This is a genomic window from Pseudooctadecabacter jejudonensis (genome assembly GCF_900172275.1).
In the GTDB taxonomy this organism is placed as follows: Bacteria; Pseudomonadota; Alphaproteobacteria; order Rhodobacterales; family Rhodobacteraceae; genus Octadecabacter; species Octadecabacter jejudonensis.
The window spans coordinates 1-18,795 of record NZ_FWFT01000005.1; the positions used below are offsets into that span (position 1 = coordinate 1).

General features: G+C 57.4%; 20 protein-coding genes, 1 tRNA gene and 1 rRNA gene. 16 read left to right on the forward strand and 6 right to left on the reverse strand.

Annotated elements, in window-relative coordinates:
* The 11 genes from rrf to PSJ8397_RS13530 all read left to right on the forward strand — a co-directional run.
* Positions 1-91 (forward strand): 5S ribosomal RNA (gene rrf, locus PSJ8397_RS13480); the annotation flags it as partial.
* Positions 92-144: 53 nt separating this feature from the next.
* Positions 145-221 (forward strand) — tRNA-Met (locus PSJ8397_RS13485).
* Positions 222-381: 160 nt separating this feature from the next.
* Positions 382-1,335 carry an ABC transporter ATP-binding protein gene (locus PSJ8397_RS13490; protein ID WP_085865160.1) on the forward strand — a complete coding sequence of 318 codons (954 nt, stop codon included), beginning with the start codon at positions 382-384 and terminating at the stop codon, positions 1,333-1,335.
* Complete coding sequence (locus PSJ8397_RS13495; RefSeq protein ID WP_085865161.1) at positions 1,332-2,093, forward strand: ABC transporter permease; 762 nt, start codon at positions 1,332-1,334, stop codon at positions 2,091-2,093. Before PSJ8397_RS13490 ends, PSJ8397_RS13495 begins: the two co-directional genes overlap by 4 nt.
* A gap of 43 nt (positions 2,094-2,136) precedes the next feature.
* Entirely contained in the window at positions 2,137-2,928 is a 792-nt protein-coding gene (locus PSJ8397_RS13500) for a S49 family peptidase (RefSeq protein ID WP_085865162.1), read from the forward strand.
* 160 nt (positions 2,929-3,088) lie between these two features.
* Entirely contained in the window at positions 3,089-4,063 is a 975-nt protein-coding gene (locus PSJ8397_RS13505) for a calcium/sodium antiporter (protein ID WP_085865163.1), read from the forward strand.
* Entirely contained in the window at positions 4,063-4,842 is a 780-nt protein-coding gene (locus tag PSJ8397_RS13510; RefSeq protein ID WP_085865164.1) for an SDR family oxidoreductase, read from the forward strand. The genes PSJ8397_RS13505 and PSJ8397_RS13510 overlap by 1 nt, the downstream gene beginning before the upstream one ends.
* 287 nt (positions 4,843-5,129) lie before the next feature.
* Positions 5,130-6,992 (forward strand): excinuclease ABC subunit UvrC, encoded by a 1,863-nt coding sequence (gene uvrC, locus PSJ8397_RS13515; RefSeq protein ID WP_085865165.1) that lies wholly within the window; start codon positions 5,130-5,132, stop codon positions 6,990-6,992.
* A gap of 235 nt (positions 6,993-7,227) precedes the next feature.
* Complete coding sequence (gene pgsA / locus PSJ8397_RS13520; protein WP_085865166.1) at positions 7,228-7,890, forward strand: CDP-diacylglycerol--glycerol-3-phosphate 3-phosphatidyltransferase; 663 nt, start codon at positions 7,228-7,230, stop codon at positions 7,888-7,890.
* A 20-nt stretch (positions 7,891-7,910) separates the two neighbouring features.
* Positions 7,911-8,156 carry a molybdopterin converting factor subunit 1 gene (moaD, locus tag PSJ8397_RS13525; RefSeq protein ID WP_085865167.1) on the forward strand — a complete coding sequence of 82 codons (246 nt, stop codon included), beginning with the start codon at positions 7,911-7,913 and terminating at the stop codon, positions 8,154-8,156.
* 21 nt (positions 8,157-8,177) lie between these two features.
* A complete protein-coding gene (locus tag PSJ8397_RS13530; protein ID WP_200811327.1) occupies positions 8,178-8,597 on the forward strand; it encodes a molybdenum cofactor biosynthesis protein MoaE in 420 nt (139 codons plus the stop codon).
* A gap of 35 nt (positions 8,598-8,632) precedes the next feature.
* On the opposite strand, the gene PSJ8397_RS13535 is transcribed toward PSJ8397_RS13530, so the two are convergent.
* Positions 8,633-9,193, reverse strand: coding sequence for a DNA-3-methyladenine glycosylase I (locus tag PSJ8397_RS13535; protein ID WP_085865169.1), 561 nt, complete (start codon positions 9,191-9,193; stop codon positions 8,633-8,635).
* Positions 9,194-9,306: 113 nt separating this feature from the next.
* Here PSJ8397_RS13535 and PSJ8397_RS13540 point away from each other — a divergent pair, with 113 nt between their 5' ends.
* The 4 genes from PSJ8397_RS13540 to PSJ8397_RS13555 all read left to right on the forward strand — a co-directional run bounded on the left by PSJ8397_RS13540 (position 9,307) and on the right by PSJ8397_RS13555 (position 13,812).
* Positions 9,307-10,101, forward strand: a complete 795-nt coding sequence (locus tag PSJ8397_RS13540) for an EAL domain-containing protein (protein WP_407691756.1) — start codon at positions 9,307-9,309, stop codon at positions 10,099-10,101.
* A gap of 203 nt (positions 10,102-10,304) precedes the next feature.
* Complete coding sequence (locus tag PSJ8397_RS13545; protein WP_085865170.1) at positions 10,305-11,480, forward strand: acetyl-CoA C-acetyltransferase; 1,176 nt, start codon at positions 10,305-10,307, stop codon at positions 11,478-11,480.
* 89 nt (positions 11,481-11,569) lie between these two features.
* Entirely contained in the window at positions 11,570-12,292 is a 723-nt protein-coding gene (phbB, locus tag PSJ8397_RS13550) for an acetoacetyl-CoA reductase (protein WP_085865171.1), read from the forward strand.
* A gap of 587 nt (positions 12,293-12,879) precedes the next feature.
* Positions 12,880-13,812: a transcriptional regulator GcvA gene (locus PSJ8397_RS13555; protein ID WP_085865172.1), complete on the forward strand. Its 933-nt coding sequence runs from the start codon at positions 12,880-12,882 to the stop codon at positions 13,810-13,812.
* 45 nt (positions 13,813-13,857) lie between these two features.
* On the opposite strand, the gene PSJ8397_RS13560 is transcribed toward PSJ8397_RS13555, so the two are convergent.
* The 3 genes from PSJ8397_RS13560 to PSJ8397_RS13570 form a co-directional block, all read right to left on the reverse strand.
* The gene (locus tag PSJ8397_RS13560; protein ID WP_085865397.1) at positions 13,858-14,025 is read right to left on the reverse strand and encodes a YdcH family protein; all 168 of its coding nucleotides are present in this window, start codon (positions 14,023-14,025) and stop codon (positions 13,858-13,860) included.
* A 115-nt stretch (positions 14,026-14,140) separates the two neighbouring features.
* Complete coding sequence (locus tag PSJ8397_RS13565; RefSeq protein WP_085865173.1) at positions 14,141-14,902, reverse strand: tRNA1(Val) (adenine(37)-N6)-methyltransferase; 762 nt, start codon at positions 14,900-14,902, stop codon at positions 14,141-14,143.
* The gene (locus tag PSJ8397_RS13570; protein ID WP_085865174.1) at positions 14,886-15,101 is read right to left on the reverse strand and encodes a putative signal transducing protein; all 216 of its coding nucleotides are present in this window, start codon (positions 15,099-15,101) and stop codon (positions 14,886-14,888) included. The genes PSJ8397_RS13565 and PSJ8397_RS13570 overlap by 17 nt, the downstream gene beginning before the upstream one ends.
* Positions 15,102-15,155: 54 nt before the next feature.
* Between PSJ8397_RS13570 and PSJ8397_RS13575 the strand changes: the two genes are divergently transcribed.
* The gene (locus PSJ8397_RS13575) at positions 15,156-16,154 is read left to right on the forward strand and encodes a polyprenyl synthetase family protein (protein ID WP_085865175.1); all 999 of its coding nucleotides are present in this window, start codon (positions 15,156-15,158) and stop codon (positions 16,152-16,154) included.
* Here PSJ8397_RS13575 and PSJ8397_RS13580 read toward each other — a convergent pair.
* Together PSJ8397_RS13580 and PSJ8397_RS13585 are read right to left on the reverse strand one after the other, a co-directional pair.
* Positions 16,147-17,004 (reverse strand): 4-(cytidine 5'-diphospho)-2-C-methyl-D-erythritol kinase, encoded by an 858-nt coding sequence (locus tag PSJ8397_RS13580; RefSeq protein ID WP_085865176.1) that lies wholly within the window; start codon positions 17,002-17,004, stop codon positions 16,147-16,149. The two genes, PSJ8397_RS13575 and PSJ8397_RS13580, sit on opposite strands and share 8 nt — an antisense overlap.
* Positions 16,991-18,712, reverse strand: a complete 1,722-nt coding sequence (locus PSJ8397_RS13585; RefSeq protein WP_085865177.1) for a tetratricopeptide repeat protein — start codon at positions 18,710-18,712, stop codon at positions 16,991-16,993. Before PSJ8397_RS13585 ends, PSJ8397_RS13580 begins: the two co-directional genes overlap by 14 nt.
* Between the last annotated feature and the right edge of the window lie 83 nt (positions 18,713-18,795).

Sequence of the window (18,795 nt, forward strand, 5' to 3'; positions counted from 1 at the left end):
ACACCTGGCCCCATTCCGAACCCAGCCGTTAAGTGCCGTAGCGCTGATGGTACTGCGTCTTAAGACGTGGGAGAGTAAGTCACCGCCAAACCTAGTAAGAAATAGAAAAATATCTCTCTCATGATGTAAGACTAATTTCGGTAGCGCGGGATGGAGCAGCCCGGTAGCTCGTCAGGCTCATAACCTGAAGGTCGTAGGTTCAAATCCTACTCCCGCAACCAAAATTTCCCCAAAATCCTGATCCAAGTCTGGCGTGAGTGTCGTTTGGTCGTTCGTTTCATGACGGAGGGCACGGGTCGTGCAGTATTGCATGTCACCCATCCGCAATATGGCCTTCCCCTTCCTCAGTCATCGACCTATTTTCTCGTCAAAGGAAACAGCATGACGCAAATTGTTCAGGTCACCGACCTTACCAAAACCTATGATGGCGGGTTTCAGGCGCTGTCATCCGTACATCTCGATATTCAACAAGGTGAAATTCTTGCCCTCTTGGGGCCGAATGGGGCTGGCAAGACAACACTCATCTCAACAATTTGCGGCATCACCCGTGCGACCTCTGGCCAGGTATTGATCGGGGGGCACGATAGCGTCTCTGACTATCGCGCTGCCCGAAATCTTGTTGGCCTTGTCCCGCAAGAGATCAACCTTGAACCGTTTGAGACAGTGATGAACACGGTCCGGTTTTCGCGTGGACTGTTCGGCAAAAAACCAGATCCGGTCTACCTTGAACGCGTGCTGCGGTCTTTGTCCCTTTGGGATAAGAAGGACGCGAAGATCATGATGTTGTCCGGTGGCATGAAACGTCGTGTCTTGATCGCAAAAGCCCTGTCCCACGAACCGCGCGTCCTGTTTTTGGACGAGCCTACAGCAGGTGTGGACGTCGAGTTGCGCAAAGACATGTGGGATGTCGTTGCCCAGCTAAAGGCCAATGGCGTGACGATCATCTTAACCACGCATTATATCGAGGAGGCGGAGGCCATCGCTGACCGCATCGGTGTCATCGCCAAGGGTGAAATCCTGCTGGTCGAAGACAAGGACGCCTTGATGACGCGGATGGGACAGAAAAGTCTGAAGATTGAGCTGTCAGAGCCCATCGATACAATACCCGACGGGCTGGGCACTTACGACCTGGACCTCGTAGACGGTCACCTCGTCTACACATACGACACCCGAACCGAACGGACGGGGATCACAGGCCTGTTGGCAGATCTGCAAAAGAACGGTTTGATCATGAAGGATCTTCAGACCCGTCAGTCTTCCCTTGAGGAGATTTTCGTCTCACTGGTGACAGACGCCCCCCAAACAGATACACATGATAAGGCGGACGCATCATGAACTTTCAAGCGGTCCGATCCATCTATCTGTTTGAAATGGCGCGATTCTTTCGAACCTTAATGCAAAGTTTCATCAGCCCTGTCATCTCAACCTCCCTTTATTTCGTCGTGTTCGGAACCGCCATCGGCAGCCGCATCCAGGAGGTCGAGGGCGTGGGATACGGTGCCTTTATCGTGCCCGGTCTCATCATGTTGAGTGTGATGACCCAAGCAACCAGCAACGCCAGCTTCGGCATCTATTTTCCGAAATTTATCGGCACGATCTATGAATTGCTGTCTGCACCTGTGAACTTTCTTGAGATCACATTGGGCTACGTCGGGGCGGCGGCCACGAAGGCGATGTTCATCGGTCTGGTCATCTTGGCGACGTCATTTCTGTTCGTCGACATCACCATTGCGCACCCTCTGGCCATGCTCGCGTTTTTGACGTTGACCTGTCTCTCGTTCTCTTTGTTGGGGTTTATTATCGGCATCTGGGCGGGCAATTTTGAACAGCTGCAGCTGATCCCATTGTTGATCATCACGCCTTTGGTGTTCTTGGGGGGATCGTTTTATTCCGTTTCCATGTTGCCGCCCATCTGGCAGACGGTCACCATGTTCAATCCGGTTGTTTACCTTATTTCCGGCTTTCGGTGGTCGTTCTTTGGCACGGCTGATGTGCCCATCGCGTTCAGTCTGTTTGCCATCGCCCTGTTTACCGCCGCCTGCGTTGCCGTAATTGCGTGGATTTTCAAAACAGGCTGGCGCATCCGGCAGTGACCGCACCTTGTTTCACCCCGCCCTGCGGCCTACATGGACAAACATGAAACGCTGGATCCCATTCCTGAAATCTGATCCCCATGTTGCTGTCGTCCGCCTTCAGGGCGCGATTGCCACATCGGGCCGCGCCTTGTCCGATCGTGGGCTATCAGACGCCATTGAAAAGGCTTTTTCGTCGAAGCCCAAGGCCGTCGCCCTCGAAATCAGCAGCCCGGGGGGATCGCCTGTTCAATCCTCCCTGATCGCTGCCCGTATTCGCAGGCTGGCCGACGAAAAAGATATTCCCGTCTTTGCCTTTGTAGAGGACGTTGCGGCCTCAGGGGGCTATTGGCTTGCCGTGTCTGCGGATGAGATTCTTGTCGATCCCGGCTCTATCGTCGGGTCAATCGGTGTGATTTCTGCGGGCTTCGGACTAACGGGCACACTCGACAAAGTCGGGGCGGAACGTCGGGTCTATACCGCGGGCAAATCCAAATCCATGCTCGACCCGTTTCAGCCGGAAAAACCCGCCGATGTGAAACGTCTCAAATCCCTGCTTGAGGACCTGCATGAGGTTTTCAAATCCCATGTCGCGTCGCGGCGCGCCGGAAAACTGGATGATAGCCAAGATTTGTTTACGGGCGAAATTTGGGTCGGCCAGAAGGGGATTGATGTTGGCTTGGCCGACGGGATCGGCCATCTTGTGCCTACAATGAAAGACCGTTTTGGCGATAAGATCAAATTCCGGCGCTACGGACAAAAACGCCCCTTCCTTGCAAGGTTCGGTGCGCAAATTGTTGATGATGCGGTAGGTGGCATCGAAGAACGGGCCGCCTATGCGCGGTTTGGTCTTTAATGATTTTCAAGATCGTCTCTTTGTTCCTGATTGGTATGGGTGTGCTTGCCATGTTTGGCAAGCTGACTGTGCCTGGCATGAAACGTTTGACGGATGCCAAATGCCGTCGGTGCGGGCGCTTCACTTTCGGCAAACCATGTGACTGTAAGGGGCGGGGCTGATGTTGGATTGGTTTGCGCTCCCCGCTGGCCCTGTCACGGATTGGGCGTTCACGATCATCGGATTGGTTCTGCTGCTGTTGGCGGGCGATAGCCTCGTCAAAGGCGCCGTGAACTTGTCGCTACGCGTCGGTGTGCCTGCGCTGATTGTGTCTTTGACGATTGTGGCGTTCGGGACCTCCGCGCCGGAGCTTTTGATCTCCGTTCAGGCGATTTGGGATGGCGTACCCGACCTGGCCTTGGGCAACGTGGTCGGATCAAACACGGCGAACGTGCTGTTGGTGCTGGGTGTCCCTGCGCTGTTGGCGGTGATGCACACCAGCCAATGCAACACCAAGGTTTCGTACCAACAGATGATCGCCGCGACCGTGCTGTTCATCGCATTGGCCTATCGCGGCGTGTTTGACTGGATTTCGGGGCTTATCCTGTTGGCAGCCCTTGCCGCGATGTTGATCCATGCCGCGATGGCCGCCAAAGACCACCGTGCCACCTGCGCGGACGAGGAAGATGATCTTGAAGGGGCGGACCCTGATCTGCCGTGGTCCAAAATTCTGGTGTTTTTGGTTTTGGGCCTCATTGGCCTACCTTTGGGGGCAAGCCTTTTGGTGGACGGGGCATCGAACATTGCGCGTGATTACGGCGTGTCCGACGCGGTTATCGGGCTGACCCTTGTGGCGATCGGCACCTCACTGCCGGAACTTGCGACTACGGTGATGGCAGCCCTGCGGCGTCAGGCCGACGTGGCCTTGGGCAACGTGATCGGGTCCAACATGTTCAACCTGTTGGGCATCATTGGTGTCGCTTCCCTCGTTGGAAACATTCCGGTCAGCGAAAACTTCTTCAACTTCGATTTCTGGGTGATGCTGGCGGCTTCGCTTCTGTTGATCCCGTTCGTTTACCTGCGGACAGATTTGACGCGCCTTTGGGGCGTCGCACTGACAGCGGCCTACCTCGTCTATCTTTGGCTGGTGCTGTAATGGGCGCTGCGCTGATCACGGGGGCCTCTGCCCGGCTGGGCAAGGCCATGGCGCTCTATCTGGCAGCGCGCGGCTATGACATCGCGGTTCACTATCATTCGGGGGAAGAGGCCGCATTGACCGTTGTGGCTGAGATTGAGGGGATGGGCCGTAAAGCCCATGCCGTACAAGCCGACCTTCTGAATGAGGATGCGACAAGCGTCTTGATCGACCGCGCAGCGGCAGCCCTTGGTCAGCCCCTGACAGTGCTGATCAACAACGCGTCGATTTTTGAATACGACAGTCTGGAAAGTGCCACCCTTGACAGCTGGAACCGCCATATCGGGTCTAATCTGCGGGCGCCGTTCGTGCTGACGCAGGCTTTCGCGGCACAATGCCCCAAGGGCGCACGTGATGACGCGGGTGAGCCTGTGGCGCGTGGATTGGTCATTAACATGATCGATCAGCGTGTGCGTAAGCTGACGCCTGAATTCATGACTTACACCATTGCGAAGATGGGCTTGTGGGCCTTTACGCAAACCGCAGCGCAAGGGCTTGCACCAGACATCAGGGTGAACGGTATCGGGCCTGGGCCCACGTTGCAGGGGGCGCGGCAGTCCAAAGATCACTTTGACGCCCAACGGGCCAACACTGTTCTTGGACGCGGCGCGAACCGGTCTGATATTACCGCAGCGCTTGGATATTTCCTCGATTCGCCGGGGGTGACGGGGCAATTGCTTTGCGTTGACGGGGGCCAGCATTTGGCATGGCAAACGCCTGATGTTCTTGGGGTTGAATAGAACGCCGCGTCAACTTGTGCACCGCAGGCGTATGCGTTCACATTCCGTTTACATTTCATTAATGAATTCAATAATTTAACAATCGTTAATTTAATTTTGGTTTATTTTCAATAAGTTGACGGAGTGCCTAAAAGATAGGCAATGTGATGAACCCCCATTGTTTTAACGGGAAATCGCGTCTCACCGCGATCTACCCCCGCAGTTATCCCCAGATTCGGTGGGTATGTTTTCACTTGCAGCATGGCCCCCGCCATTGCAGCGAAAAGAGAGAATCATAAGGTGGAGTCATGACCAGCGATTCGGTGACAGTTCCAACAGGGCATGAGGTGATTCAGGGCTATTTGCGGACCCTCGATTCATCCCCCGGCGTGTACCGGATGCTCGATTCTGAAAGCCGCGTTCTTTACGTCGGCAAGGCGCGCAATCTCAAGAACCGTGTCAGCAACTACGCGCGCCCGTCCGGGCATTCCGCGCGCATCGCTACGATGATATCGCATACGTCGTCGATGATGTTCTTGACGACCCAGACAGAGACCGAGGCGCTGTTGCTGGAACAGAACCTCATTAAACAGTTGAAGCCCAAGTACAACGTGCTGCTGCGGGACGACAAAAGCTTTCCGAATATCCTGATCTCGAAAGATCACGATTTTCCGCGGATCGACAAACACCGAGGCGCGAAGAAAAAGAAGGGGACGTATTTTGGCCCCTTTGCCAGTGCGGGCGCGGTAAACCGCACGTTGAACACCCTTCAACGGGCGTTCTTGCTGCGCACCTGTAGTGACAGCGATTACGAAAGCCGCACACGCCCCTGTTTGCAGTATCAGATTAAACGCTGCAGCGCGCCCTGCGTCGGCAAGATTGAGGAGGGGGCGTATAAACAACTGGTCCGCGATGCTGAACGGTTTTTGACCGGCAAAACGACGGACATGCAGGCCGCTTTGGCCGCGCAGATGAACCAAGCGTCTGAGGAGATGGAGTTTGAACGCGCCGCAGCCCTGCGCGATCGCATCAAGGCGCTGACACAGGTGCAGACCGCCCAGGGCATCAATCCGCGCGGCGTCACAGAGGCCGATGTGATTGCCCTGCACCGAGAGGGCGGACAGGCCTGCGTGCAGGTGTTTTTCATTCGCGCCAACCAAAACTGGGGCAACCGCGATTATTACCCCCGTGTCAGTGGTGACGAAGACCCCGCCGAGGTCATGCAGGCGTTCATCGGGCAATTCTATGCGGACCGCGAACCGCCCCGTATGTTGTTGTTGTCCCATGGTGTCGATGATGAAGATCTGGTGTGCGAGGCTTTGGCCGAAAAGGCGGGCCGCAAGGTTGAGATTACGGTGCCCCAGCGCGGTGAGAAGGCCGAGCTGGTCTCGGGGGCTGCACGCAATGCCCGCGAAAGCTTGGGGCGAAAGATGTCCGAAACCGCGACCCAAGCGCGCCTGTTGCGTGGTCTGAAAGAGGCTTTTGATCTGCCGCAGGTGCCTGAGCGCGTTGAGGTCTACGACAACTCCCACATTCAAGGGGCGTTTGCTGTGGGCGCAATGATCGTCGCGGGGCCCGAAGGTTTCGACAAGAACCAATATCGCAAGTTCAACATCAAGGGGGAGGAGCTGACCCCCGGGGATGATTTTGGCATGATGAAAGAGGTGCTGACGCGGCGGTTCAAACGGTTGTTGAAGGAAGACCCAGACCGCAAGCAGGGCACCTGGCCTGGCTTGTTGTTGATTGACGGCGGGGCGGGGCAGGTGAGTGCCGTGCGCGAGATTATGGACGAATTGGACGTCAGCGATATCCCCATGGTGGGCGTGGCCAAAGGTGTGGACCGTGATCACGGCAAGGAAGAATTTTACCGCACGGGCAAACCCGTCATGGCACTGCCGCGCAATGATCCGGTTTTGTATTTCATCCAGCGGATGCGCGACGAAGCGCACCGATTTGCGATCGGCACCCACCGTGCCAAACGCGCCAAGGCCATCGGGGCGACGCCCCTTCATGACGTGCCGGGTGTGGGGGCCGCCCGCAAGCGGGCTTTGTTGCAGCATTTCGGGTCTGCGAAAGCTGTCGGGCGCGCAGCACTGGCCGATCTGAAAGCTGTTGAAGGAATTTCCGACAATATGGCGGAGACGATTTACGGGTATTTCAATGAGAAATAACGACCTTATCCGCGGGTAAGATTCTGATTTTGTTAATGAATTGTTTACCTCTACCCATCTGATTTCGAATGGGCTTTGCCCATCCGACCCGCGCCGCTGCGCGGCGCGACGGACCGATCGCGACAATGCGTATCATCTTTGCGCGATGTGGTTGGTTCCGGCGGCGGATCAGGTATTTTTGACCCAAAGAAGCGGGGGTGTGGCGCTGCACCCGCAAAGGACGTAGACGTAAGCGATGATGTGGACTGTTCCGAATATTCTGACGCTGCTGCGTTTGCTGGCCGCCCCGGGTGTGGCGATCATGTTTTTGTATTTCGCGCGGCCTTGGGCCGATTGGTTTGCTTTGGTTTTGTTTGTTGTGGCAGCGACGACGGATTGGGTTGATGGCTATCTGGCGCGCGCCTGGAGCCAAGAGAGCAAATTTGGTGCCATGTTGGATCCGATTGCGGACAAGGCGATGGTGGTGATTGCCTTGCTGGTCATTTGTGGGTTTTCGGGGATGGATCCGTGGATTTTGCTGCCGGCCACTTTGATTATGTTTCGGGAGACGTTCGTGTCCGGATTGCGCGAATTTCTGGGCGACACGGCGGGCACGTTGAAGGTGACGTCTTTGGCCAAGTGGAAAACGGCCGCGCAGATGACAGCGATTGCCGTGCTGTTTTCGACCGGCGCGTTCGAGACGTATTTCAACATGGCGATCGAAGGCCTTGATCAGCAGACGTTTGATGCGGTGATCGCGGGGGATGTGCCCGATGAGGGTGGCATTCGTTGGAAGTTGAATGGGATGATCTATTCTTGGTGGATCGGGATTGTGTTGCTTTGGACAGCGATGGTGCTGACGGTCATCACCGGTTTTGATTATTTGCGCAAGGCGATGCCCTATTTGCGCGACGCCTGAGCGGCGTGGGAAGGACGACAATGCAGGTTTTGTATTTCGCATGGGTGCGTGAGCGGATCGGACTGCCGCGCGAGGAGATTGAGACGCAGGCGGCCACGGTGAACGATTTGGTGGCCGAGTTGATGGCGCGCGAGGCCCGGTATGAGATGGCCTTTGCAGACACAAGCGCCTTGCGGGTTGCCCTTGATCAAGAGTTGTCCGAGTTCGACGCGCCGTTAGAGGGTGTCCGTGAGGTCGCCTTTTTCCCGCCGATGACAGGGGGCTAGCCCGTGATCCGCGTGCAGGCCATGCCGTTTGATCCAGGCGGGGAGTTAAATACGTTTTCGGCAGGTGTCGAGGGCGCGGGTGCTGTTGTCAGTTTCACCGGCATCGTGCGTGATGTGTCCGGCGGGCTGCGCGGGATGGAGATCGAGCACTATCCTGGCATGACAGAGAAAGCGCTTGGTGCCCTTCGTGCGGAGGCGTTGGGCCGTTGGGATTTGGCAGATGCCCTGATCATCCACCGGTTTGGACGGCTAGAGGCGTATGAGGTTATCATGATGGTTGCCACGGCTTCAAAGCATCGCAAAGATGCATTTGAGGCCGCAGATTTTTTGATGGATTACCTGAAGTCTCGCGCGCCGTTTTGGAAAAAGGAAGTCACCGAGGCCGGAGAGGATTGGGTGGTGTCCAAGGCAGAAGATGAAGATGCGTTGTGCCGGTGGTAGGCGTTGGTTTTTGAGTTTTTCTGGTCAGATGAAGATTATGCCATGGCCGCACAGGTGTCGTGTTGTGGGCATGTGATGATGTGATCGTTGACCAGACCACAGGCCTGCATCCAAGCGTAGACGATCGTCGGGCCGCAGAATTTGAAGCCGCGTTTTTTCAGGTCTTTGGAAAACTGGGTTGAGATGTCTGTCGCGGCGGGGACATCGTCCATCGATTTGAATCGGTTCTGTAGGGGGCGGCCACCGACGTAGGACCAGCAGAGTTTCGAGAAGTCATCTATTTGCAGATAGGCTTGGGCGTTTGTGATCGTGGCCTCGATCTTGCCGCGGTGACGGATGATGCCCTCGTTTTGAAGAAGGCGCTGCACGTCGGCCTCGCCCCAGTTGGCGATGGTGGCAGGATCGAAGCCTTCGAATGCCGCGCGGAAATTATCTCGTTTTTTCAGGATGGTGATCCAGCTGAGCCCCGCTTGAAAGCCGTCGAGGATCAGCTTTTCCCACAGGGCCCGGCTGTCCCATTCGGGCATCCCCCATTCGGTGTCGTGATAGTCCAGATAGATTGGATCGGGCCCTGCCCAGCTGCAACGTTTAGACATGATTGGCCCCCGTGATAAGTGCCTACAATTAAGTTCAAACCCGAAACCTTTACCAGCCCTTAAGCACGCGCGTGCCATGGAAGAGAGGTGAGTTGGAAAGGGTGAGACCTGTGATAAAGTCGGCCAAAACATGGGATGCACAAGTTCCGCGAGATCCCTTGGAATATGCTGTCAGCGTGCGAGACCGTGATGTCATGGGCATGGTGCGGTCCGCGTTGAAAACGGATGCCTGTCAACTTGCCCTGCAGCCCGTGCGCGCGGCGCGCGACGGCTATCCAGTGGCGTTTTATGAATGTCTGATCCGCGTCATGGATGAAACGGGTCGCATTATTCCCGCGGCCCAGTTCATGGGGCAGATTGAGGAAACGGGAATCGGGCGAGATATTGATGCCGCCAGCTTGAAATTGGCGTTCCGGCTGTTGGCCAAGCATCCTGACTTGCGGTTGTCGGTCAATGTTTCCGCGCGGTCTTTGGGGGATGCTGCGTGGCGCCGTGTCCTCGACCATGAGTTGCAGAGTGGAATGCACTTTGTGGATCGGTTGATTTTGGAGATTTCCGAAGAAAGCGCCATGAACCTGCCTGAGGTTGTCATTCGGTTCATGGAAGAAATGCAACCTTACGGCATCGCGTTCGGGCTGGACGATTTCGGGTCGGGGATGACGGCGTTCCGCTACCTAAAGGATTTCTTTTTCGACCTTGTGAAAGTCGACAGTCACTTCATTCGCAACATCAACGAAGAGCCTGACAATCAAGTTCTGGCGGAGGCGTTGATCACCGTCGCCCATCAGTTTGAAATGTTCGCTGTTGCGGAAGGTGTTGAATCCGAACAAGAGGCTGATTTTTTGAAATCGATTGGGGTGGATTGTGTGCAGGGGTATCATTTTGGCGTGCCGAAATTCTCGGTCTAGTGGCCCTATGCATGGCGGGCTTTCGCGCTGCGGGTAGGTGACGCAGGGTCAGGGCGTTGCGTATGGCAGGGCGTTCCCATATGCACGAAGGCAACGGCGGGTAAGGGGGTCCGCAGCCAAGGTGCATGGTGGCATGCGTTTTGGTCCGATTGATACGGGCTCTCTTGGTCGTCACACGTTTGGACGAACCAAAGGAGTCACTCATGACCAACGTCGTAATCGCATCAGCCGCCCGCACCGCAGTGGGCAGCTTTGGCGGATCTTTCGCAAACACACCCGCCCACGATCTGGGCGCTGCCGTTCTTGAAGCGGTGGTCGAGCGCGCAGGCGTGGACAAATCAGAGGTGTCGGAGACAATCCTGGGTCAGGTCTTGACCGCCGCACAGGGCCAGAACCCCGCGCGACAGGCGCATGTGAACGCGGGCCTGCCCAAGGAAGCGGCCGCTTGGTCGATCAACCAAGTATGTGGGTCCGGCTTGCGTGCGGTGGCACTGGGCGCCCAGCACATCATGCTGGGCGATGCGTCCATCGTCGCAGCAGGCGGTCAGGAAAACATGACGTTGTCCCCCCATGCGCAGGCAATGCGTGCGGGCCAGAAAATGGGCGACATGAAACTGATCGACACAATGATCAAAGACGGCCTGTGGGATGCGTTCAACCAATACCACATGGGCCAAACGGCGGAAAACGTCGCAGAGCAGTGGCAGATTTCCCGCGATATGCAGGACGAATTCGCTGTTGCGTCTCAGAACAAGGCCGAAGCTGCGCAAAAGGCGGGTAAGTTTGCAGATGAAATCGCGGCCTTCACGGTCAAGACCCGCAAGGGCGATATCATTGTGGACAGTGATGAATACATCCGCCATGGTGCCAACCTTGAGGCGATGGCCAAAATGCGCCCCGCTTTCACGAAGGACGGATCTGTGACGGCGGCCAACGCGTCTGGCTTGAACGATGGGGCCGCTGCGACGTTGTTGATGTCCGCGGAGGAGGCTGAAAAACGGGGCATCGAGCCGCTGGCGCGCATCGCATCTTATGCCACCGCCGGTCTTGACCCGTCCATCATGGGCGTTGGCCCGATCTATGCGTCGCGCAAGGCGCTGGACAAGGCAGGCTGGTCGGTCGACGATCTTGACCTTGTCGAAGCGAACGAGGCTTTCGCCGCACAGGCCTGTGCTGTGAACAAAGACATGGGCTGGGATCCGTCCATCGTCAACGTGAATGGTGGCGCCATTGCCATTGGTCACCCGATCGGCGCGTCTGGGTGCCGTGTTCTGAACACCTTGTTGTTTGAGATGAAGCGCCGCGATGCCAAGAAGGGCCTTGCGACCCTGTGCATCGGTGGCGGGATGGGCGTCGCTCTCTGCGTTGAGCGTCCCTAACTATTTTGCATCTGCCGCGTAATTTTATTGCTCTGCAGAATTCATCTATATAATAACATTACCGAACAGATTCCTTGAAGGAGAAGACTATGGGACGCGTTGCACTCGTCACGGGCGGTAGCCGCGGTATCGGCGAAGCCATTTCTAAAAAACTGCAGGCCGACGGGTATACCGTCGCCGCGACCTACGCGGGCAATGACGAAGCCGCTGCGAAATTCACCGAAGAGACGGGCATCAAAACCTACAAATGGAATGTCGCGGACTATGACAGTTCCAAAGAAGGCTTGGCACAGGTTGAGGCCGATCTGGGCCCGATCGAAGTGGTCGTCGCCAACGCCGGCATCACCCGCGATGCCCCATTCCACAAGATGACGCCAGAACAGTGGCATCAGGTCATCGACACGAACCTGACCGGCGTGTTTAACACCGTCCACCCCATCTGGCCCGGCATGCGGGAACGCAAATTTGGCCGCGTGATCGTGATTTCCTCGATCAATGGTCAGAAGGGTCAATTCGCGCAGGTGAACTACGCTGCGACAAAGGCGGGCGATTTGGGCATCGTGAAATCACTGGCCCAAGAAGGCGCGCGGGCGGGCATCACGGCAAATGCGATTTGCCCGGGCTATATCGCGACAGAAATGGTGATGGCGGTGCCCGAAAAGGTGCGCGACAGCATCATCAGCCAGATCCCAGCCGGTCGTTTGGGGGAGCCTGAAGAGATCGCGCGCTGCGTGGCGTTCTTGGCCTCTGACGAAAGCGGGTTCATCAATGGTTCGACGATTTCTGCCAATGGGGCGCAGTTCTTCGTCTGATCCAACCATCAGAAACAACAAAAGGGCGGGGATTTTCCCGCCCTTTTTGCATTTTGATCGCGCAGCTTAGCGGCGGAACAGGTTGGCCATCATGCGCCCGAAAGCTCCGGCGCGCTGGGCGCGGGCTGTGGCGACGATGCGGTCAATGTCTCGTTGGGTGAGTTGGGTGTACATCGCGTAAATCCATATGCTCGTGTGGTTCCTCCCACGAGTGTGGTTTTACGTGTCTGCGCCGGCCCAAGAAACTGACATTGCCGCAAGCCCGCCTTGCAGTTTTCGCAAGGCGCCTGTGCCACATAAAAAGGGACCATCCCCGAAGGAATGGCCCCTTAGGTCGTTCGGCTGGACGGGTCAGATGACCAAAGCCTGCCGGAGCGATTTATTTGCGGCGGAACAAGCCGCGCAGAACGGCGCCGCGTTCGGCGTGGGCGGCGCGGATGGCGTCACGGGTGCGGGCGTTTGTCGTTGCTTCGTACATATCGTGTCCTCCTTGAGGGTGTTTCGATGTCTGTCCCTAAGATGGGCTTATTCGGACATTCCTACAAACGAGACTTTTCAAGCCTTCGGTTTAGTTTTACTTATGTGAAATGTCTGACCGTCTGCCCCCGTTAACCGCCCTTCGCGCATTTGAGGCCGCTGCCCGCCATTTGTCTTTTGCGCAAGCGGCCGCTGAATTGCACGTGACACCCGCCGCTTTGTCGTTCCAGATCAAGTCGCTTGAGACCCATCTGGGCCAGCCGGTCTTTCGTCGTCTGAACCGTGCGGTTGAATTGACAGAGGCAGGGCGCACCTTGGCACCAGGGCTGACAGATGGGTTCGCGGCCTTGTCTGCGGCTTGGCGAAATGCTCAAAGGCTTAGCGATAACAAGACGTTGACTGTCACAGCGGGGCCAGCGTTCACGTCCAAATGGTTGGCCCCGCGCCTTTTCGAATTCGCGCAGGCCCACCCAGAGATCGAATTGCGGTTTTCGGCCTCCCTCCGTCTCATCGACTTTTCCCGTGATGAGGTTGATGTCGCGATCCGGTTCGGATTGGGGGCAGATGATGGGCTGTTTTCTGAACCCCTGATCCGCGAATGGCTGATGCCAATGATGACGCCGGAACTGGCGGCAGAGTTTGATACACCAGAAAAATTAACCAACGCCCCGCTGGTTCATGACGATTCTATCGCGTTTTTTAATGCCCCCACGGATTGGGCGGCGTGGAGTCGTGTTGCAGGTGTCGACATGGATACCTCCAGTGGCCTGCGATTTTCGCAGGCAGATCACGCTTTGGACGCAGCGATTTCAGGGGCGGGTGTGGTTTTGGGCCGCGTTTCCCTGGCGACGCGCGCGTTGGAGCAAAAACGGCTGGTCGCGCCGTTTAAAACAGGGCTTCTGACGCCTGCATATTTCCGGTTCATCTGTCCGGAAGGAATGCAAAAGAGACCGCATGTGGCGGCGTTCAAATCTTGGGTTGTTCAGGAAATTCAGGCGTCTCATGTGTTCGAAGACGGACGCGATTTGGTCCCTGTCGGGTAGGTTCGGGGACGACGCTGGCGCGCATCGGCGCCAACGCCAAAGCGCTTAGCCTGCTTGCAGGCGTGTGATTTCTTCTTTGAGATGGAGTTTTTGTTTTTTGAGACGCGAAATCTCAAGGTCATCAACGCCGGGGCTGCGCTGGGCAACCTCTACGGCATTGGAGAGGGATTCGTGCTTTTTCTTGAGTTCGGCCAAGTGTGACGTCAAGCTCATGTAGTCCTCCATTTGTTGATGTGTCCTTACAGAGAACCATAGATAGGCCCTGCTGTCACGCTGCGGGGCAGCATATGACACCCCGACATGACACTCCGAAAGTATTGCCAAAAAGTTAACCGATGTTGGGGAAAGCTGCGCCGTTTCTTAAAATTGCAGCAATCTCTGGCCGATAATCTTCACGATCTTTTGTATGGGCGCTGCCGGTATGCAGCACCACAGGCGCCGTCAGGCGAAACGCCGCCCGGCCTCCTTTGCGCGCCCGCACCAAGACACGATCGGCGTCATATCTAGTGCGCCCAGCGATGGGCGTAACCACGATGGACCCCATCCGGTCATCCATGGCCGCCAAAACATCCGCCAGCCGATGGGCCTTTTGGATCAGCGTCAGATGCCCCTTGTGCCGCAACCGGCGCGCGGCCTGATCCACCCAATCGCGCAGATCAGTGTCGCCACGGAAAGCTGTGTCCTTGTCCCGCGCGGCACTGGGGTTGCCTGTGGCAGGGTCAAAATAGGGCGGGTTCATTATGACGTGATCAAAGCTTTGTCCGCGGATTTCGGTTGGCATCGCCCGAAGGTCGGCGGTGTGAATGTCTGCCGCGATCTCGTTGCGCGCGGCATTGGCGCGGCACAGGTCAGCATAGCGGTCCTGAACCTCAACCCCCGTCAACGTCAGCCCCGGCACACGGGCCGCCAGACACAGCATCGCAGCCCCCGTGCCGCAGCCCAGCTCCAACACGGATTGCCCCGCGGTGGCGGGCACGGCAGCGGCCAACAACACCGGATCAACGCCCGCGCGATATCCAGTGCTCGGCTGTTCCAACGTCAGCCGTCCGCCCAGAAAGTCGTCCAGTGTGGTGTCAGAAGCCAAGGTCAATATCGTTGGCCTTCAAAACAGAGGTCGCGATGAAATGATCTTCCCGCCGGACCATCAACCTGCGTGGCAATATGCCCAAGCTTCCGTCAAGGATGCTCATATTTACGTCCAACTCGAACACCTCTATATCCTCGCCTTGAAGAAGGGCCTTGGCAAAGGCGATGATGGTGATGTCATTGGTGCGCAAAAGTTCTTTCATAATTCCGATTTAGGGTGCTTTGCCCCCCTTTGTCGAGCAACTGACGGAGTGGTGATGAGCCTCGACCAAGCATCAACGAAACCTCATGAGAGACTGGCCGCCGCATTAAGCGACGAGATGGATGCCGTGAACACCCTCATCCGTGAGAGGATGGCGTCAGAACACGCCCCCCGCATCCCAGAGGTCACGGCCCATCTGGTTGAGGCAGGCGGCAAACGCCTGCGCCCGATGATGACCTTGGCGTCGGCCAAAATGTGCGGCTACGACGGTCCTTATCATGTGCATTTGGCCGCGACGGTTGAATTCATTCATACAGCGACCTTGCTGCATGATGATGTGGTTGATGAAAGCGAACAGCGGCGGGGGCGGCCCACGGCGAACCTTTTGTGGGACAATACGTCGTCGGTGCTTGTGGGCGATTATCTGTTCGCGCGGTCGTTTCAGTTGATGACGGAAACCGGATCGCTGGACGTGCTGCGCATCCTGTCCAACGCTGCCGCAACCATTGCCGAAGGAGAGGTGCTGCAGCTCACCGCGGCGCGGGATCTGGCGACAGATGAGGGCATTTACCTCAAGGTCGTGCGCGGCAAGACGGCTGCCCTGTTTTCGGCGGCTATGGAAGTGGGCGGTGTGATCGCAGGCCGCGATGCAGGTCTGGTCAAGGCGCTCTTTGATTATGGTGATGCGCTGGGCATCGGGTTCCAGATTGTTGATGACCTGCTGGATTACGCCGGTACGGACGCCACGGGCAAGAACATCGGTGATGATTTCCGCGAGCGTAAACTGACCCTGCCGGTGATCAAGGCGGTCGCAAAGGCCGATGATGAAGAACGGGCGTTCTGGGTGCGGACCATCGAAAAAGGCCGTCAGGAGGACGGTGATCTGGATCATGCCTTGGACTTGATGGCCAAACACGACACGCTAGAGGCCACGCGGCAGGACGCGCTGGCTTGGATGGACACCGCAAAGGCGGCCTTGGACCCACTGCCCGACCATGACATCAAAACGATGTTGCTGGATCTGGCCGATTACGTGGTCGCCCGCGTCAGGTAGGGGCTTCGTCCGTGGGGGCGATCCACCAGCTAGGGTGGCCGACCCGCAAAGCTGCAGCGGCGTTATCGCGGCTATCAGCGTCTTCGAAGATCGCAAAACAGGTCGCACCTGATCCGGACATGCGGGCCAGCTGGCAGCCCTGTTGCGCAGACAGGCGGGACAGAACCTGATCTATTTCGGGCGCGGCGGCGCGGGCCGGTGCCTCAAGGTCATTGCGTTGATCCGCAAGCCAAACCACCCAATCGTCAATATCAAATGGATCGGGCATGGCGTCTCCCATGGGTGGGTTGGTCTTCCGCGCCAGCGCTTCAAACACGACCCGCGTGGACACGCCAACGCCGGGGTTGACCAACAGCATATCCAACATCGGGGCAGGACCCAGATGGGTCAGATCATCTCCGATGCCCGCCATGCGCGTGACCTCAGCCGACATGCACACAGGCACATCCGCGCCAAGCGCCACCTGCGCGGCCAGATCGGGCAGGGGTGCGCCCCAAAGCCGCGACAAAGCTCGCAGCGTGGCCGCCGCGTCGGCAGAGCCACCCCCGATGCCAGAGGCGACGGGCAACCGTTTGGTCAGGGTTATGTCCGCCCCATGGTTCAGCCCAAAACTGCGCGCAGCACGCAAAACAAGGTTGTCGTCATCGGCAGACAGACCAGCCGCAAACGGCCCGTCAATCGTCAGCCGCAGGGTATCCGCAGGACGCACGGTAATTTCATCCCCAATGGAGGTGAACATCACCATCGAGTCCAACAGGTGGTAGCCATCAGCGCGCTGACCCGTGACATGCAGGGTCAGGTTGATCTTCGCAAAGGCGGGTTCAGTGACCGCGCCGTCAGTTGGCGTCATTGGCGACCTCAACCGCCGGTTCAAGGTCGACGCCTTCCTCGGCATAGACCGCATCAAGGCCCAGGTTCAGTTTGCGACGGATACGGTCGGCATCCTCGTCAGAGGGGCCAAAGGACAGGGCGCGGGCCCATTGAAAGCGGGCCTCAACCTCACGTCCGACTTTCCAGTAAACATCGCCCAGATGGTCGCTGATGACTGGGTCATTCGGGGCCAGTTCCACGGCGCGTTCCATAGGGCCAACCGCATCTTCATAGCGGCCAAGTTTGTAGTACGCCCACCCAAGGCTGTCGATGATCGCCCCGCTGTCGGGCCGCGCCTCTGCAGCGGTTTCGATCATGGTCACGGCTTCGTCAAACTTCATGCCGCGGTCTACTAAGGAGTAGCCAAGGTAATTCAGGATCGACGGATTGCCGGGATTCAGGTCCAGTGCGGCGCGGAAATCAGCCTCCGCTGCGTCCCATTGATCTAGCCGTTCATGGGTCATGCCGCGCGAATAAAGAAGCCACCAGCGGATCGAAGTATCCGCATCGTTGGCCTCCAAAGCGGCATCATAGGCCGAATTTGCGGCGGCATAATTGCTTTGCTGGCGAAACACATCCCCCAAGGACGCATGGGCCAAAGGCAGGTCAGGGTGGCTGCGTGTCAGCTGGGTCAGAACCTCAATCGCCTTGTCGTGCTGCCCGTCGAGGCGCAACGCCTCTGCGCGGCCCAACTCGGCGCTGTGATAGGCGGGATCTTCGGTTGAAACCTGCGCAAACGTCACTGCGGCGTCGTTGTATTGTTCCAGCGCATTCAGTAAACGGGCGGCGGCGATATGCGTGTCTGCATCTTGCGGCGCGATATGGCGGGCCGCTTGTGCGTACAGCAGCAGATAGCTTTCGTTGGCTTCCCCCTGCAAAATATCGCTCAGGCTTTTGAACGCATAGGCAAGGCCTTCGGCAGGGTTCGATACTGTGTTGTCCAAACGTGGGATTTGGCCCGCTTCGATCGCATCTCGCAATTCAGCGATTTCGGGGTCCATGTCTGACCCAAACGCGCGTGTGACGATGCCGCGGGCCTTATCGAACTGGCCCAAACGGCACAGAATTTGCAGATGTGCGGACACGGATCCACGGGTGGGGACGATGCCTTCGTTGGGGGGCAGGGAATAGATCGCCTCGGCGGCCTCAAGCTCCCCCATGATGGTCAGGGCCATGGCTTTGTGCTGCTGGCCGAAATTGCGCAGGCCCGGGGTGTCGGCCACCTCGTCAAAGGACGCAAGGGCGCGGTCCATCTGGCCCAGACCCACAAAGGCCCAAGCCTGACCAAGACCATCCAGAAGGGGGCCAACCTCATGCCCCGCTTCGAGCATGTCGAAAATGGTGCCCCAATTCCCGCTGCGTGCAGCCTGCGCCATGATGGCCATGTTGGCGACTTGGCTGTCACCTCCAGACGCTGTGAATGTTCGGCCAATGGCCGCTGCGGTTTCAACCTGACCGCTGCCCAAATAGGCCGTCAGCGTCTGTTGAATGAGAACCGGATTATTGGGGTCGGCTATCAGCGCGTGTTGGAAATACGCGGCTGCGGCGGAATAATCCCCCCCGATGCCGGCCTGACGCGCGGCAAGATAAGCCCCCGCATCTGTCGTTTCAGCGAGCGTTGGTCCTGACAGGCACAGCGCAGCCGCCACACCAGTCGTGCACATCTTAGCAGTCTTCAAAAACGTCATTCGTATCCCCTTATCGTCCCCAATTGGCAGCCTAGGCAGGAAGAAACAACGGATCAAATAACATTTTCGGATTTGGGCGGTAT